Source organism: Gottfriedia acidiceleris (genome assembly GCF_002128425.1).
Lineage (GTDB): Bacteria > Bacillota > Bacilli > Bacillales > Bacillaceae_G > Gottfriedia > Gottfriedia acidiceleris.
In genome coordinates this window covers 63,393-79,879 of the sequence record NZ_NESS01000002.1, presented here as the reverse complement: position 1 = coordinate 79,879, position 16,487 = coordinate 63,393, and the positions used below count along the sequence as shown (strand labels likewise).

The 16,487-nt window shown below is 41.3% G+C and carries 16 protein-coding genes and 1 pseudogene; all 17 read right to left on the bottom strand.

What is annotated here, in order from left to right:
• Positions 1-162 precede the first annotated feature (162 nt).
• Positions 163-2,166, bottom strand: a complete 2,004-nt coding sequence (tkt, locus tag B6K90_RS04260) for a transketolase (RefSeq protein ID WP_088011518.1) — start codon at positions 2,164-2,166, stop codon at positions 163-165.
• Between the two features lie 187 nt (positions 2,167-2,353).
• The gene (locus tag B6K90_RS04255) at positions 2,354-2,593 is read right to left on the bottom strand and encodes a DUF896 domain-containing protein (RefSeq protein ID WP_088011517.1); all 240 of its coding nucleotides are present in this window, start codon (positions 2,591-2,593) and stop codon (positions 2,354-2,356) included.
• A 223-nt stretch (positions 2,594-2,816) separates the two neighbouring features.
• Positions 2,817-2,990, bottom strand: a pseudogene (locus tag B6K90_RS23570) (YneB family resolvase-like protein); the annotation flags it as partial.
• Between the two features lie 339 nt (positions 2,991-3,329).
• A complete protein-coding gene (locus B6K90_RS04250; protein ID WP_088011516.1) occupies positions 3,330-4,130 on the bottom strand; it encodes a HoxN/HupN/NixA family nickel/cobalt transporter in 801 nt (266 codons plus the stop codon).
• A 213-nt stretch (positions 4,131-4,343) separates the two neighbouring features.
• Positions 4,344-5,207, bottom strand: coding sequence for a GHMP family kinase ATP-binding protein (locus B6K90_RS04245; RefSeq protein WP_088011515.1), 864 nt, complete (start codon positions 5,205-5,207; stop codon positions 4,344-4,346).
• Between the two features lie 18 nt (positions 5,208-5,225).
• Complete coding sequence (gene cbiB / locus B6K90_RS04240; RefSeq protein ID WP_088011514.1) at positions 5,226-6,194, bottom strand: adenosylcobinamide-phosphate synthase CbiB; 969 nt, start codon at positions 6,192-6,194, stop codon at positions 5,226-5,228.
• 315 nt (positions 6,195-6,509) lie between these two features.
• A complete protein-coding gene (locus tag B6K90_RS04235) occupies positions 6,510-6,863 on the bottom strand; it encodes a bifunctional adenosylcobinamide kinase/adenosylcobinamide-phosphate guanylyltransferase (protein ID WP_328588110.1) in 354 nt (117 codons plus the stop codon).
• Between the two features lie 45 nt (positions 6,864-6,908).
• The gene (gene cobD, locus B6K90_RS04230; protein ID WP_088011513.1) at positions 6,909-8,012 is read right to left on the bottom strand and encodes a threonine-phosphate decarboxylase CobD; all 1,104 of its coding nucleotides are present in this window, start codon (positions 8,010-8,012) and stop codon (positions 6,909-6,911) included.
• On the bottom strand, positions 8,012-8,569 hold the full coding sequence (gene cobO / locus B6K90_RS04225; RefSeq protein WP_088011512.1) for a cob(I)yrinic acid a,c-diamide adenosyltransferase: 558 nt from the start codon (positions 8,567-8,569) through the stop codon (positions 8,012-8,014). Before cobO ends, cobD begins: the two co-directional genes overlap by 1 nt.
• 15 nt (positions 8,570-8,584) lie before the next feature.
• Positions 8,585-9,154, bottom strand: coding sequence for a nitroreductase family protein (locus tag B6K90_RS04220; RefSeq protein WP_088011511.1), 570 nt, complete (start codon positions 9,152-9,154; stop codon positions 8,585-8,587).
• Position 9,155: 1 nt separating this feature from the next.
• Entirely contained in the window at positions 9,156-9,941 is a 786-nt protein-coding gene (gene cobA, locus B6K90_RS04215; RefSeq protein ID WP_088011510.1) for a uroporphyrinogen-III C-methyltransferase, read from the bottom strand.
• Between the two features lie 19 nt (positions 9,942-9,960).
• Positions 9,961-11,001 carry a nicotinate-nucleotide--dimethylbenzimidazole phosphoribosyltransferase gene (gene cobT / locus B6K90_RS04210; RefSeq protein ID WP_088011509.1) on the bottom strand — a complete coding sequence of 347 codons (1,041 nt, stop codon included), beginning with the start codon at positions 10,999-11,001 and terminating at the stop codon, positions 9,961-9,963.
• Complete coding sequence (locus tag B6K90_RS04205) at positions 10,994-12,514, bottom strand: cobyric acid synthase (RefSeq protein ID WP_088011508.1); 1,521 nt, start codon at positions 12,512-12,514, stop codon at positions 10,994-10,996. Before B6K90_RS04205 ends, cobT begins: the two co-directional genes overlap by 8 nt.
• Positions 12,507-13,877 carry a cobyrinate a,c-diamide synthase gene (locus tag B6K90_RS04200; protein WP_088011507.1) on the bottom strand — a complete coding sequence of 457 codons (1,371 nt, stop codon included), beginning with the start codon at positions 13,875-13,877 and terminating at the stop codon, positions 12,507-12,509. The genes B6K90_RS04205 and B6K90_RS04200 overlap by 8 nt, the downstream gene beginning before the upstream one ends.
• A gap of 17 nt (positions 13,878-13,894) precedes the next feature.
• Positions 13,895-15,016 carry a cobalt-precorrin 5A hydrolase gene (locus B6K90_RS04195; protein ID WP_088011506.1) on the bottom strand — a complete coding sequence of 374 codons (1,122 nt, stop codon included), beginning with the start codon at positions 15,014-15,016 and terminating at the stop codon, positions 13,895-13,897.
• Positions 15,016-15,789 (bottom strand): precorrin-4 C(11)-methyltransferase, encoded by a 774-nt coding sequence (gene cobM, locus B6K90_RS04190; RefSeq protein ID WP_088011505.1) that lies wholly within the window; start codon positions 15,787-15,789, stop codon positions 15,016-15,018. The genes B6K90_RS04195 and cobM overlap by 1 nt, the downstream gene beginning before the upstream one ends.
• A complete protein-coding gene (cobI, locus tag B6K90_RS04185; protein WP_088011504.1) occupies positions 15,786-16,487 on the bottom strand; it encodes a precorrin-2 C(20)-methyltransferase in 702 nt (233 codons plus the stop codon). Before cobI ends, cobM begins: the two co-directional genes overlap by 4 nt.

The following is a 16,487-nucleotide window of genomic DNA, read 5'->3' as shown; positions in this document are numbered from 1 at the left end:
GAAGATTATATATAATTCTATACAAAATATTTGTCATTTTAAAGAAGTGAAAATCAACTAGTTTTGTCGAAAAATCTTTAATAAAGCATTATATTGAAAAAAGGTTTAGGAAATGTAGGAAAAGAATTTAAATTCTTTCCCTACATTTCCCATCTTTACCTTTTATTGTAATACTTTTTTTGCTGCTGAAACTACGTGATCAACAGTAAATCCGAATTTCTCCATTAATAAGTTACCTGGAGCAGATGCACCGAATGTATCGATTGAAATTACTTCACCTTCGAAACCTACATATTTATGCCAACCGAATGATGAACCCATTTCTACCGCTACACGTTTTGTAACCTCTTTTGGTAATACTGATTGTTTATATTCTTCAGATTGCTTTTCAAATAAGTCCATTGAAGGCATTGAAACAACAGATGCAGAGATTCCTTCTGCAGCTAATTTTTCTTGTGCTCCAACTGCTAATTGTACTTCACTACCTGCTGCAATTAATACAACATCGATTTTATCTTGTTTCGCAGCTGAAATCACATAAGCACCTTTTGACACTTTATTATAAATATCAGTAGTAGTCCCCTCTAAAGTTGGTAAATCTTGACGAGACAATACTAGCATTGTAGGTGCGTCTTTAGCCTCTACAGCTACTTTCCATGCTGCTGAGCTTTCGTTTCCGTCTGCTGGACGAATTACATTAAGATTAGGCATTGATCTGAATGCTGCTAGTTGCTCAACCGGTTCATGTGTAGGTCCGTCTTCACCAACTGCGATACTATCATGTGTAAATACATAAGTAACAGGTAAATTCATTAAAGCAGCTAATCGAATTGCTGGTTTTAAGTAATCAGAGAAAACAAAGAATGTCGCACCAAACGCATGTACACCACCATGTAGAGCCATACCATTTAATGCTGCACCCATAGCAAATTCACGTACACCGAACCAAATATTACGTCCATCGTAGCTTTCTCTAGTAAAGTCACCTTTACCATTCATATACGTTTTATTAGACCCAGCTAAGTCAGCAGATCCACCAAAGAAGCTAGGTAATACGTTTGCAATAGCGTTAATTGCTTCACCTGAAGATGAACGCGTCGCAATTTTTTTACCTACTTCATATTTAGGTAATGCTGTTTCTAAATCAACTGTAATTTTACCTTCAATCGCATTTTTTAATTGAGCTGCTAATTCAGGATATTTTTCTTCGTATTTTGCAAATGTAGCATGCCATTCTGCTTCTTTCTTTGCACCAGCTTCTACAATTACTTTATTAAAATGTGCATACACTTCCTCTGGAACGTGGAATGCATTTTCATAACCCCAAGCATACGCTTGTTTCGTTAAAATTGTTTCTTCCTTACCTAATGGCTCACCGTGTGATTTCGATTTACCTGATTTATTCGGAGAACCGTAACCGATTGTTGTTTTCACTTCGATTAAAGTTGGTTTTGATAATTCTTCTTGAGCTTTTTGGATCGCTGCAGTAATTTCATCTAAGTTATTACCATCTTCAACTCGAATAACTTGCCATCCATAAGCTTTAAAGCGGTCTTCCACGCTTTCAGAGAATGAACGATTTAATTCTCCGTCTAATGAAATATCATTTGAATCATAAAGAACTACTAAGCGACCTAATTGTAAATGTCCTGCTAATGAAGCTGCCTCTGCAGAAACACCTTCCATTAAATCTCCATCACCACAAATTGAGTATGTAAAGTGGTCAACTACATTTAAATCTTCTTTATTATATGTACCTGCTAAATGACGCTCTGCTAAAGCCATTCCAACAGCCATCGCAATACCTTGTCCTAATGGACCTGTTGTAGCTTCAACACCGTGTGTATGTCCATATTCAGGATGTCCTGGAGTGTTGCTTCCCCATTGACGGAAGTTTTTAATATCTTCAATCGAAACTTCGTAGCCTGATAAATGTAGCATGCTATATAGTAACATTGAACCATGGCCTGCTGATAACACAAATCGATCTCTGTTAAACCATTTTGAATTTTTTGGGTTATGATTCATAAATTTTGCAAACAATGCATATGCCATCGGTGCAGCACCCATTGGCATTCCTGGATGGCCAGAATTTGATTTCTCGATTGCATCAATTGATAACGTACGAATCGTATTAATTGCTAATTGTTCAATATTATTAGACATAATTTTCGCTCCTTTAGCTTATTCACAAGTATTATCATATAATTTACCACGATTTATTACAATAACTAACAATTAGTTTTGACATTTTTAACAAATTCTTTCCAAGAAATAGAAAAAAGCAGAATTTTCTTCTGCTTTTATTTGTTATTATTTACAAAATATGAAATTTTATATAGTCAAAATTATTTTAATGTAAGTTTCTTTTACGCATTGCTTTTTCATATTTTAACTTTGCAGGTGTAATATCATTCCCTTTTTCATCGACAATTTTAAGTGAAGTTAATTCGTCCATCATACGAGAACGGAAATCTGCTAAATATTCTTTTCTTAATTGATCTTGTTCAATTTTCTCTTCAGGACTTAATCCTACTTCTTTTGACTTTTTTGATAATTCATTTATTCTATCTAAAGTTTTTTTAGTAACCATTAGTAACCTCTCCTTTATTTAAATATTATCTATTCATTGTTAGATCCATAGCTTTGATAATCAGACAGATTGTAATATGTCTTTCTATGCGCGAAGTCTGATGAGAAAGCGCCGTTATCTAAGATTGTTATAAGCACCGCAGGCAGGCTATTCAAGGAAGAATGCAATTGATCGTAGCAGTCTGATATTCTATTCAATGTATCTCATCTTACAATAAATTGCATTAGCTTTCAATATTGGAGATTTCTTTCACCTGTTCTTTATACCTTCTATTGACAGTTACCTTTGGAACGATATATCTAAATCCTTTTAAGGTAGCTGCAATTTCTTCAAATGTTAAGTCGTTTTGACGTAAACTAACAATTTCGGAAATCGGTAATTCCAACTTATCTCTTCCATATTGTTAATAAACAAAACCCTTAATATATTTTTAGGATCAATCTATTTATTAATTTCAATTTCTCATGTGATTTATTGAATAAAGTCACTATTTAAAAATCTATTTACTTGTTAATAAATAAAATAAGACCACTTTATTTTAATAGACAAACTAAAATATTAAGAGTAAAGATTGTAAGGAAGAATGTACATTCTTTATAAGGGGACAAAGCCTCTTGTAAGGATAGAACACAGACCGATAGCACGAGGACCTTAAGGGATTTTAAAAGAGTTAATATCGTTTTGTCACCCTTACAAAAGAGCTCTGACACTAAAAATATTGTCAGAACTCATCTAATTAATTCGTAGTATTTATTTCGTGATTCTGTTTTTTGGAGTAAACGGTTATAAAGATAAATGATGCGACTAAGAAAATGAAAAGAATGACTCCAACGATTTCGAAATCTAGTTCTGCCCAAGGGTTAAAAAATGTAAATGCAAGATAGAAGGAAACCCCGTATGCCAAGACGACAATCACCCAGCCCATTAGTCTTGACGCAGCTTGACCGATTTTGCTGGACTGGTTTACCATTTTATAGACAATCATCGAATCAATTGTATCCGTAATCATCATCCCAAACATAAAAACTAGCCCTAAAAATAAAGGGGTATATTGACTTGCATTTCCTACCGCCAAAGACCAAACCGCGGTTTGACTTACTGTCTCGGCAGCCAAGGCAAACAAAGCCCCTACTAAAATAATCAGAAAAGGATTTGTAGTCCCCTTCGCAATTTTTGGAATAAATTTTCCCTTTAATCCGCTAAGTTGAAACTCTTCTTGATTGTTTCTAGTCCGTAAAAGATTATATGTATTTAATGTTCCAATAAGGAATAAAGAAGATATCGACACCCATGATGCAATATTATCAAAATAAGCTGGGAATGAAAAATTCTCTATCACCATACCTAAAATACCTGCTGTTAATGCTACCATTCCTCCATGACCCAATGAAAATAATGTTCCCACCCAACGTGCAAACGAACTGCCCATTCTCCAATTATAACGGGTTTGTCCGTCAATAAAGGCAAGATGATCAGCATCCAACCCATGCCGAAGCCCCAATACAAAAACAAGTAAAAACAATGATACAGTTTCCATTTAAAAATTCCTCCCTATATTAAACAGTTGCAACATAAAAAATCAATCCTAACTGACAGATTGAGGATTTTTGAGGAGATGCAAATAGTCGACAAACTAGGGTGTCTGTAATTACCACCCCAAGTATAAAGATGACCCTTTAATACAAGCCTCTTGACTAAACACGTTACCCCCATTTTGAAATCAAACTTTGTGTATTATTCAAATTATTATCTATTCCTTGCTTTCATAATGAAATAAATTTATAGGTACACCCTTGTAAGCGAGTGACATTTCCTTAATTAAGTGTGAAACCACCATTTCACTGTTTGAAAGATTTCCATCTAGTAAAATACCCGCAACGGTTCCACTGTGGGCGACAACGATTCCGCCATGATAGCGATCGGCCAACTGATCTAATAGAGGAAAAACAGGTTTTGGCAATATTTTTTGATTCACCCGTGCACTGACGGTTGCTGCCTCCCCAATATAAGTTATATTTTTTTCCTTAAACCCTTTTGCAGCGAGATCAAAAGCTTTAATAAATTGCTGTTGATCGTCCTGGCTGTATACTTTCGGAACTTCATTAAATTCTATTGTGTTGATTTCACCCCCAAGATCGATACCAACGATGATGAATGGGGGTAAGGTTCCAAAGCTTGCAATCAGCTGACCGTGAATATATTCATAGACCACGACTTCCTCATACATTACCCCATCGGTAGGTTCCACTTTTGCGGCAATCATCGAGATTATTTCATTTGTGAGAGTAATACTATAGCTGTCAGCAATTGCTCTTAATGAAGCAACAATATCCGCCGAACTACTAGCCATCCCCTTGCCGGCAGGGATATTGGAATGTATATCGAGATACCCGCCTCCTCTTATTCCAAAAAGTTGGAGTAACGTTTCCCCCGCTTTCTTCGCTTTCATTTTGGAATTTACGACCCTTATCTGGGAAACGGCTTTGTCTGGAACAAATCTAGCCTCACTTCGTAAACTCCGGATGGGCAATGTGATTAAAAACGGACGCTCTTCCATGACACCTTGGACCAATTCTCCAAATGTGCCATTGCAGCTTCCTCTTCCTAGTTTCATTGGTCAGGCTCCTATCCCCTACTTCATGCTTAGCTCCACTAATATCGAAAGTACCATAAATAACACGACACAAATAATGGAGGTAGTTTTCATAACCGTTACTGTAAGTAAAATATCATCTGCTTTGATCTTCCGTAATGGTTCACCCATTTTTGCCCGTTCAGAGACTTTTCCGAAATAATAATTCGTTCCTCCAAGTTGTATCTGAAGCGCTCCTGCGATTGTCGCCTCTGGGTAACCGCTATTTGGACTCGGATGAAGTTTAGCATCGCGTTTCATCATTTTCCAGGCGCCTAATACATCTAGACGTTTAATCGAACAAGCAAGCAGCATCATTCCAAACGTTAACCTAGCAGGCAAATAGTTTAATAGATCATCTAATCGGGCCGAGGCCCAGCCTAGGTTTTTGTATTTTTCATTCTTATATCCTACCATCGAATCTAACGTATTAACCGCTCGGTACAACATTGCAAGCGAGGCACCCCCGATAAGGGCAAAGCATAACGGTGATATAATGGCATCGACAATGTTTTCGGCTACGGTTTCCACTGCCCCCCGCGAAATTTCACTTTCCTCAAGGTTTTCTGTATCTCTTCCGACAATCATTCCCAGACTTTTTCGTGCAGCCCTTATATCCTGTTTTTTTAAGTGTCGGAATACTTCCAACCCTGCATCAGCCAAACCTTTTGTCGCAATGGTCGTAGAAATTAACCAGATTTCCGTAATGACGGCAATAACATGATTCAACTGATTGAGGCCGTAAAGCAGCAAGGCAACGGTTAAATAACTGCCACCAGCAATCAAAATAGGAAATAAGAGTCCTGCTAGTTTTAAATACTTTTCCTTTACGGTGAAAAAACGAATCGCTTTTTCCAAACAACTAATAGACTTTCCAATGATGACCACCGGATGTAACAGCTTTTTGGGGTCACCAATGATTCGATCAATAAGATAAGCAATTACAATATAAATGGCATGAACTAACATCGAATTCTTCAGCCCTCCTGATTCCTTACTGCTTCACATGTGGCCTCATAACAAGGTATCCAATTAACAATCCGATTAATGGAAAATAAACAGCACTTTTTTTCAAATCGATTTTTGAAACCTCTATTTTCAAAACGAGAATGCTAGTGAGTAACATCAGGGCTAACTAGGAACGCCTTCATTATTTCAACCTTAGTGGTAGACCGGAAAATACGGTGTAAGCTTCATCTGCTTCGGCTGCCAATAATTAATTGATTTTTCCTAGAACATCCTGAAAAAAACGCCCTAACGGCGATAAGGAGACACCACCTAGACCTACCTCATTAGAAAGACTATCACATGCTGATGATTTTCTTGTATCACCTTAATCCAAAGTTGCACTTCCTTTATTAAACTGGTTTTCTTGCTTTCTTCCTTCAGTTCCTGATCTGTTAACCACATGCAATGATTGGACAGCCACGAAGAAATACAATCAACTAAAATAACATCGTAGTCTTGATAGACCGTTTGAACGGAAGTGAGTTCGTTCGGCTCTTCTAATTCGCCCCATTCAACTGGACGCCGCTTCTTATGGCTATCTATTCTTTTTTCCATTTCTTGATCGGATTGAACTCCAAACGCAACATCAAGGACTCGGCCTTCATGACTGAATGCCAAGCGTTTTCGCAAATTCACTCTTTCCGTAGCGAATTCCTCCAGTAACATAGGATAGTGTCATGATGGATTCACCTCTTTGCTTACTTCAATTAAGGCTTGAATCAAGCATTGATTTTCTTCTTCAGTTCGAATCGCAATCCGAAAATCTTGATCCGTTAGCCCCGGATACATGTTACAGGAACGTATTAAGATTCCTTTATGACCCATGCGCCACTGTAATTCAGCTGCTGTGATGCCAGCTGTTATCCTAACTAACAAAAAATTCGCTTGTCCCGGGAAAACCTTCCACCCAAGCTTCTCTTCAATGGCTAGTTTGGCATAGCTTCTTTGCTCCTGAATTAGGGTAATCGTTGCTTTCTCGTATACCTTTTCGTTAAGGACCGCTTCTCCTGCCAATAGGGCCATTTGGTTGACACTCCAAGTTACTTGTTTCGCCTGTAGCTTTAATATCAAGGTTGGATCGGCCACCATATATCCTAGCCGGAGACCAGGGATCGCATAGAACTTTGTCATCGAGCGAACCAGGATTACTTGTTTCCAACGTTGCAAATCCCCAAGCAGTGTGATTCGTGTTTCAATTGGAAGAAAATCAATAAATGCCTCGTCTATTATCAAATATGTATTTGTCCTCTTTGCCTGTTCTGCCATCTCGACAAGTTCTTCCTTCGAATATGTGACACCAGTGGGATTGTTGGGATGTCCAACAAATACAAGATCGGTTTTCGCTATTAATTGAAGGAATTCCGATTGATCAGGCTTAAAATCATTTTCTTCCCTGCCAACCAATGGCTTGATGGTAGCACCATAAGCTCTAGAAGTCTGTTCGTATTCCGAGAAGCAAGGATATACGATTCCCACTGTTTCAGGCTGCAAGCCTAAAATCGCAAGGGCGATACACTCTGCTGCTCCATTTCCAATCAAAATCTGTTCTGGTGAAACAGAGTGTTTTTCCGCCAACTTTTGTTTGAGAACACGATGGGCGGGATCGGGATAATGAACGATCGACTCCAGTTGCTCCTTTATCAACTTAATTACACTAGTAGGTGGACCGAGCGGATTGATATTCGCACTGAAATCTAGCAGCTGCGATGAATCTTTTCCAAACAATTGTTGGGCTGTCAGTAAATCGCCACCATGTCCAAATTTTTCAATATAGACCATTAAAACTCAATTCCCTTCACGGCAGGAATTCCTTCGTTATAATAATGCTTAACGGGCCTCATTTCAGTTACTAAATCCGCACAAGCGATGATTTCCTCTTTGGCTGATCGTCCGGTAATCACCAAATGCATCCCCTTAGGGCGCTGCTGAATCAACTCAATTACTTCTGTTAACGGAAGGACATCGTCTATCAGGAATTTATCAATCGCAAGAGCATTATTTAGCTCATCTAAAATGACAACATCATAGCCGCCAAATTGGACCTTTTCTTTCGTAAAAGACCAAGCGGTTTTTAGAGCTTCCCGATGTTCCTCTGGTGTTTTCGTCCATGTAAAGCCGATTCCTTTCTGCACGATTTCAATCCCTAATTTTTCAAACGTAATTTTTTCCCCGTACGTTCGTTCAGGCGATTTAATAAATTGAATCATGAGCACCTGTTTTCCCCGGCCTGCGGCACGAACTGCGAGCCCAAGAGCTGCCGTCGTTTTTCCTTTTCCATCACCAGTGTATACTAATGTAAGACCGCGCTTTGCTTTGTTTTCAGTTACCTTTTCCATCCGCTTCACTCCTCGTTACAGCCAGACTGTCTTTTCTTCAAAAGATGTCCGAGCCGGCACCTTCGCCTTTTTTAATACTTCTGGATCGGGATAACCGATAAACAAATTTCCGATTATTTTCTTATTTTCGGGTGAGCCAATAAATTCATACATTCGTTGGTCACGAACAAGTCCGACTCCCCTTGTCCGCCAGACTAGACCTAATCCCAATTCTTTGGCAGTAAGCCACATCGAATGGATCGCACAGCATACGGCATATTCATTATCGGCAGATGCCTCTTCGTCGTCTGGAACGATGTCAGCGGTAACGACAATATGGACCGGTGTTGTTTTTAGTACCTTTAAGGAGCTTTCGATTAAATTTGGTTTGGTTGGAAAGCGTTCCAGTAGATATTCATAGGCCAACGCTTCATAGCGTTTTTTTGCTTCGCCTTTAATCACATAAAAGCTCCATGGTTCACGCATGCGGTCATTCGGTGCCCATGTCGCTGCTTCTAATAAGGTGTGAATCTTTTCGTCCTCTACCTCTCGAGCCGCATAATCACGGATTGCTCTTCGGTTTTTGATTTCCGCTAAAATTGACATCTTAGCCCCTCCCTATTCCAACTAATTGTTTTTCTTCTGCTTCTTGAAACCAGCGTATTTTCTCGCGAAGACCGACCACATCACCCACGAGAACAATCGCTGGATGAGTAATCCTGGCTTCTCGGACCCGGATTTCGATATCCTTTAAACTTCCGGTCACCGTTTTCTGCTTGGACGTGGTCCCCCATTGGATAATGGCGGCTTTCGTATCAGGACTTTTTCCGTTCTCTATTAATCGCGAAACAATATAAGGTAAATTCCCAATTCCCATATAAAAGGCAATCGTATCGATTCCTTGAGCGAGAGCTGACCAATTTAATTGATCCCCATCCTTTTCCGCGCGGCTGTGGCCAGTGACAATCGCGAAGGTGGAAGCATAATCGCGGTGGGTCACCGGAATTCCGGCATAAGCAGGCGCTGCAATACCAGCTGTAATCCCCGGTACTATTTCATAGTGAATCCCATGTTCTGCAAGAATTTCCGCTTCTTCACCGACACGGCCGAAAATGCAAGGATCGCCTCCTTTTAATCTGGTGACAGTCTTGCCCTGACTGGCTTTTTCAATTAACAGCTGGTGAATTTGATCTTGAATGATCTGATGTTTCCCTGGCTGTTTTCCACAAAATATTAACTCTGCCTCCGCCTTTGCATACTTGAGCAGTTCCTCATTTACTAAACGGTCATATAAAATCACATCCGCCTGTTGGATACACTCCATCCCGTAAACCGTGATCAGCTTAGGGTCTCCCGGCCCAGCACCAACAAGATACACTTTTCCATTTGTCATCTTCTCGCTCCTTCCTAAATTACTCATTGGAAATTCCAGCCGATGCAAAGGTGGCCATTTCTTTCAGCATTAAGGTCGCTGATTGTAAGATTGGAAAGGCCACTGCTGCCCCACTTCCTTCTCCTAGCCGCAAATCTAAATCAAGTAGTGGCTTCTTGCCTAATAACTGCAGCGCAATTTCATGCCCAGGCTCGACGGAACGATGGCCGACAATCATATATTCCGCTGCTGTCTCACAGATTTCCCTTGCCAAAAGAGCTGCAATCGTGCAAATAAACCCATCTACCAATATTGGAATCCGTTTTTGTGCGGCACAGAGCATTGCACCTGTCATTCCGGCAATTTCCAAACCGCCGATTTTTGCTAAGATATCGATGGGATCCTTCTTGTCAGGGTTTCTTTCCTTTAGCGCTTTTGTAATGATCTCTTGTTTATGACGAATTTTTTCTTTTGCAATCCCAGTTCCCCGGCCGACGAGAACATCGATGTCCTGCCCACTTAAAACCGCTGCAATCGCACTGCTTGACGTCGTATTACCGATCCCCATTTCACCAACAATTAGGCATTTGATTCCCTTTTGAATCATTTGTTCCGCCCGTTCATAGCCAACGGCGATAGCTTGTTTTGCCTCTGCTCTTGTTAATGCATCCTGTTGGCAAAAATTGTTGGTTCCATAGCGGATTTTCCGATTCACAAACCCGTCAGCCTCAATATCTGCTGCCACACCGATATCAACGACTTCAAACATAGCTCCAATTTGCCGGCTAAAAACATTGATTGCCGCACCGCTGTTTAAAAAGTTTTTGACCATTTGCACGGTAACTTCCTGCGGGAAAGCGGACACCCTTTCTTCAACTACACCATGATCAGCGGCAAAAACTATTACACCGGGTGGAGACACGACCGGGAATGCTTCAGATGTCATTTCCGACAGATGAATGGCTAATCCCTCTAATCTCCCCAAACTGCCCTGAGGTTTTGTTAACGTATCGATATACTCACGAACTTGCTGTCCCATTTCTCTATCAAGAGGCTGGATTTCTGTTATTACGCTATTCATTGGGTGATCTCCTTTGTTGATAATCCTTCATTAATTGTTCAATGACATCCAGTTTAACGTGTCCCCTTACATGTTCTGCCAGCCGATCAAATGCTTCTTCCCGCAATTGGTTAAAAGACGGGCGTATGAGGATGGGCTCCAATCCCTTTTTACGGCGGAGATGATTAAGTAATTCCTCACGAAATTCATCATTATGGAATATCCCATGAAAATAAGTTCCAATGATCGTTTCGTCTTTTGAATGACAACCATCCCATTTTTCATTTGTAAAAATAAGACCTTGAGACGCTCCTGTCGCCACGGTTTCACCCATATGAATCTCGTAACCTGTCACATGAAAGTTTTTTCCGAAAAGATGCAACTGCCCATTTGATAGGATCGTCGTCTTTTCTTTCGTAATGGTCGTTCCAATTGGCAGTAACTGAAGGCCTTCTATTTCTTTATGGAGAGACTCGATCGCCAACGGATCCTCAATTTTATCACCAAGCATTTGATAGCCGCCGCAGATCCCGAAAAGAACTGAGTGTTTCATTTTTTGTAATTCTGCTATTTTTTGAGCGATGCCGCTCTTTCGTAAAAACAGCAAATCTTCAATTGTATTCTTGCTACCAGGGAGAATGACTAAATCTGGATGGTGTAATTGATCTGCTCTCGTTATAAAACGGACTTGACAATCCGGCTCAGCAAAAAACGGGTCGACATCCGTGAAATTGGAGATTTTCGGATACTGAATCACCGCGATATCTAATTCTTTTTCAGTATTTTGAGTAGATGTATATTGGTTTAAAATCACGGAATCCTCGGCATCAATATTTAGATTCTCCAAGTAAGGAATCACGCCGAGAATGGGTTTTCCTGTATACTCTTCAAACCACGTTAATCCAGATTCTAGCAGGCTGAGATCGCCGCGGAATTTATTGATTATTACACCAATTACACGATCGCGGTCCTCAGGTTCCATCAGTTGAAGGGTTCCTACTAAACTAGCAAACACTCCGCCCTTTTCGATATCACCAATTAAAATCACAGGAGCATCCGCCATTTTGGCGACCCGCATATTAACCATTTCCCGGTCATTCAGATTAATCTCAGCCGGACTACCAGCCCCTTCAATGACAATTCGTTCATAATTTTGGGACAGGGTGGACAGCGATTGTTGAATAAGTTCCAATCCAGTTTGAAAGAATTCCTGGCGGTACCTTCCTGCTTCCATATTTTCAAATGGTTTACCATGAACGACGATTTGGGATTGGTTATCCCGGTTCGGCTTTAATAGAATCGGGTTCATATCGGTGGTTGCCTGGATACATGCTGCTTCGGCTTGAACTCCCTGTGCTCTGCCTATTTCTTTTCCATCCACTGTGATATAGGAATTTAACGCCATATTTTGTGATTTAAACGGAACCGTTTTATATCCGTCCTGGGCGAAAATCCGGCAAAAGGCGGTCACGACAACACTTTTGCCGACATCCGAATTGGTACCTTGAAACATAATTGGAAGAGCTTTAGTCATTTTGTTTAAACTCCTTACATTTCTTCAGCCAATTTTCGACAAGATCAGGGCATGAGCCAAAATGAAAATGGGTATAACCTGCAATTAAATTCCCTTTCCGATAGCCCTCCTGCTTAAACCCACGCATTCCTTTCGTTTGGTAGGCCGGTTCAAAAACCGTTCTCGGATGAAAGGTTGAGTAGTGAAATTCATGGCCTCTTGCACTCAGATTTCCCGCTAACAAGAAATTTTCTTCTGCTGCAGTGATTTCCCGGTATCCTAAAGCAGCTAGTTTTGTCTGCATTTTCACCTTTCCAGGAATGATCCCGACCATTTTGTAACTCGTTTCATCAGTTGTTTCCAACGTTTCAGTTAAGTACATAAACCCGCCGCATTCCGCCAAGGTTGGCATTCCTTTTTCAATGGCCGTTCGAATCGAGTTGTTTACCTCTGTCTGTTTTGTCAGCTCCTCCGCAAATTCCTCTGGGAAACCACCACCGATATATAAGCCATCGACTTGTTCCGGCAGGCATTCACCTTTTAATGGAGAGAACTCGATTAGCTCGGCTCCAGCAGCTACTAACATGTCGAGGTTTTCCTGATAGTAAAAATTAAAAGCGGCATCTCGTGCGACTGCAATTTTTACAGTTGCCTGCTCAGCTCTTTTAAACTGGGATTCTTTTATCTTTAATAGGGGGGCTTGTGCCAAGTCATATATAGCATCTATATCAACGGTTTCAAGGACTAAATCACCTAGTTGATCAAAAAATGGATTCAATTCTCCCCGTTCAACGGATGGTATCAATCCTAAATGCCGTTTGGGAATCGAGAGTTCCTCGTTTCTTTTCAAATAGCCAAGGACGGGAATACCGCATTCTTGCTCAATCGCGTTTTGAACGATTTTAAAATGCCCTTCGCTACCCACCCGATTGGCGATCACCCCGACAATATTGGCTTCCTTCAGAAACGTTTGAAATCCCTTCACAATGGCCGCCGCACTCCGAGCCATGCTGGCACAATTCACGACCAAAATGACCGGACTTTCGGTGACGAGACTAATTTCAGCAGTTGATCCTGTATTATTTAGAGGATTTTTTCCATCAAAGAATCCCATTACTCCTTCGATGACGGAAATATCCGCCCCATTACTTGCACGATTGACAATTTCTTTCACCATCTCGTGGTTGAGCATCCAGCTGTCAATATTTCTTGACGTTCTCCCCGTGACGGCCGTATGATAGGTCGGGTCGATATAATCTGGACCGCATTTAAAGCCCTGGACATTATAGCCCTTTTTCCTTAAAGCAGACATCAGCCCGATTGTCAGCGTCGTTTTTCCGACACCGCTGCCTGTTCCTGCAATCACAAGTCTACGAGTAGACATTCTATTTCCCTCCTCTCTCAATAAGGAATCACCGCAACTGATATGGTGACATTTCCTGATTTCTTCTTCATCAACGTTAGATGTTCCGCTTTGCTGTATAATAAAGCAGCCGGCTCACTGACGCCGTATGCACCGGTAAATTTAAAGACAGTTTCAGAAGGGTTCTGAAGTTTAATGGAATTCAATTCAGCTGGTGTGTAATAAATAAACTCCCAGAAGTTTTTATTCACCACTTCGAGCAGTCCCGCTTCATCCTTTTTTAGATCAATTGTGCAAACCGCTTTGACACTTTTTTTTGAAAACCTTAATTCCTCAAGCGTTTCGTCGATTACTGCTTCGATTTCCGCGGCAGTGGTCCCACGGTTGCAGCCCACCCCAAGGGCGATCACCTTTGGTCGATATAAAACACCATTATGTAAAATGTCCGATTCGTCTTCGGATAAATTCCGATGGGTTACTACTAAGGCAGCATCTGGCTTTGCGGCCAGCGCTTCTTGGATCGATGAATACGGCTGAATATTTTCAGGTAGCGGCCGGTCATATGGCCACCATTCTTTTTCGCCTGACTCCTGAACCACGGCGATTTTTTCTTCGTTTACAACCGAAGCGCTAACGGGTGTCAACTTATCAGCCGAGTCCCACATCCAGCCAAATCGTTTTCCGAACAAATCAACCGCAATCGTTTCCTGTACATCTGAAGCTGTGGTAATAATGGGACGGGCTTGTAGAGTGGCCGCTACTTCTTTCGTTAGTTCATTGGCACCCCCGATATGGCCTGACAGCACGCTGATCACATGTTCGCCCTTATCGTCGATAACGACAACCGCAGGATCTGTTTTTTTATCCTTTAAAATAGGTGCAATCATTCGTACCACGGCTCCAAGGGAAATGATGATGATCAGCCCCTTATAGACCTCGAAAAGGGAGGGCAGAAGAAGGCGAACACTACCAGTAAATAACTGGATGTCCTTGTTCTTCTCATCTCCTCTTTCAAACTTCGCCATATAGTACACATCGGCATTTTGAAACGAATTTCCCAGCTTGCGGGCCAGTTCGACCCCATGCTTTGTAATGGCGACAACCGCATAGTCCCCCTTCTGCTGGATGACTGCCCTTTGCGCTTCTTTGAGCTCGATCATTACGATTCCACCCCCCTGCGGAATCCGTGTGTAAACGTTTTGTCATACAGCTTGGAACGATAATCTTGTTCGTGGATGTTTTCATCTAACGCCCATCCGGCTAAAATCATAGCCTGTTTACGAATCCCGTTTACCCGCATATCTTCGTCCAAGTGTTCCAGTGTGGTCCGGACAATTTTTTGATCCGGCCAAGACGCTTTATAAACAACAGCAACAGGAGTATCCTTACTCCAGCCTGCCCCGGTCAATTCCTTGACAAGTTTCTTCGTTAACGTCGCACTTAAGAAAAGCGAGATCGTGCAATGATGTTTTGCTAAATCCGCCAGCTTTTCAAATTCTGGCACAGGTGTCCTGCCCTCGGCTCTTGTCAGGATCACGGTTTGCGTTAAATCAGGAATCGTCAGCTCAGCTTGAGCGGCCGCGGCGGCTGCAAACACTGAGCTCACACCTGGAACAATTTCTATTTCGATTCCTCTCTTCTTTAACAATACGATTTGTTCCATAATCGCCCCGTAGACAGCCGGATCGCCCGTGTGGACACGAACGACCTTTTTCCCTTGTAGGATTCGGTCAGCCATCACGTTAACCATTTCTTCTAAGTGCATCCCGGCGGTTTTCAATATTTCGGCGGAAGGTTTTGCTTTAGCAATTAAGTCTTCGTTTACAAGAGAATCCGCGTATAGAATGACATCTGCCTCCTGAAGATGCAAAAGACCTTTTACCGTAATTAAATCAGGATCGCCCGGTCCCGCGCCAATGATATAAAGCTTCATTTTCTCACCACCATTAGTGTTAAATATTCAAGCTCCGCTCCTTCGAGCTCATCTGCTCTCCAAATAATTTCTTCATCCGATGTTACCTTTGTGACGACTGAAGCTTTGTCAAGCAAATCTAAATCACGTAATACTTCTAGCATTAAATCAATCACTTTTGCCACTTTTATAAAAATGACACAATCATTTTCTTGAATGACTTTTTTCATCGTTTCGTAGTCATCCCGTGCTGGAACAATTGCTACATGCTCATCCCCATCTGCCAATGGAATCCCAAGCCTAGAAGCCGCCCCATTGATGGACGAAATCCCCGGAACAACTTCAATCGGGACTTGCGGATACTTCTCCTGCATCAAACGCATCATATGAATAAACGTACTGTATAAAAGAGGGTCCCCTTCAGTTACAAAAGCGACATCTTTTCCCTCCTGCAGCTTCGCCCAAACATTTTCCACGGTTTCCGTCCACTTTCTTTCCAATGTGGCTGGATCCTTTGTCATCGGAAAGACAAGGCCTAGCATTTCTTTTTCGTTTGGCTGAAAATAGACATCAATGATTCGATGGGCATAACTTTTGCTGCCCTTTTGTTTTTTCGGATAGGCAATCACTGGTGATTCCTTTAATTTCCGAAACGCCTTAACGGTAATGAGCTCTGGATCCCCTGGGCCAACCCCAAGGCCGTATAATGTACCTAACAT

Coding starts and splice junctions, on each gene's coding strand:
- tkt (WP_088011518.1), bottom strand. CDS start 2,166: ATGTCTAATAATATTGAACAATTAGCAATTAATACGATTCGTACGTTA.
- B6K90_RS04255 (WP_088011517.1), bottom strand. CDS start 2,593: ATGGTTACTAAAAAAACTTTAGATAGAATAAATGAATTATCAAAAAAG.
- B6K90_RS04250 (WP_088011516.1), bottom strand. CDS start 4,130: ATGGAAACTGTATCATTGTTTTTACTTGTTTTTGTATTGGGGCTTCGG.
- B6K90_RS04245 (WP_088011515.1), bottom strand. CDS start 5,207: ATGAAACTAGGAAGAGGAAGCTGCAATGGCACATTTGGAGAATTGGTC.
- cbiB (WP_088011514.1), bottom strand. CDS start 6,194: ATGTTAGTTCATGCCATTTATATTGTAATTGCTTATCTTATTGATCGA.
- cobD (WP_088011513.1), bottom strand. CDS start 8,012: ATGGTCTATATTGAAAAATTTGGACATGGTGGCGATTTACTGACAGCC.
- cobO (WP_088011512.1), bottom strand. CDS start 8,569: ATGGAAAAGGTAACTGAAAACAAAGCAAAGCGCGGTCTTACATTAGTA.
- B6K90_RS04220 (WP_088011511.1), bottom strand. CDS start 9,154: ATGTCAATTTTAGCGGAAATCAAAAACCGAAGAGCAATCCGTGATTAT.
- cobA (WP_088011510.1), bottom strand. CDS start 9,941: ATGACAAATGGAAAAGTGTATCTTGTTGGTGCTGGGCCGGGAGACCCT.
- cobT (WP_088011509.1), bottom strand. CDS start 11,001: ATGAATAGCGTAATAACAGAAATCCAGCCTCTTGATAGAGAAATGGGA.
- B6K90_RS04205 (WP_088011508.1), bottom strand. CDS start 12,514: ATGACTAAAGCTCTTCCAATTATGTTTCAAGGTACCAATTCGGATGTC.
- B6K90_RS04200 (WP_088011507.1), bottom strand. CDS start 13,877: ATGTCTACTCGTAGACTTGTGATTGCAGGAACAGGCAGCGGTGTCGGA.
- B6K90_RS04195 (WP_088011506.1), bottom strand. CDS start 15,016: ATGATCGAGCTCAAAGAAGCGCAAAGGGCAGTCATCCAGCAGAAGGGG.
- cobM (WP_088011505.1), bottom strand. CDS start 15,789: ATGAAGCTTTATATCATTGGCGCGGGACCGGGCGATCCTGATTTAATT.
- cobI (WP_088011504.1), bottom strand. CDS start 16,487: ATGTTAGGTACATTATACGGCCTTGGGGTTGGCCCAGGGGATCCAGAG.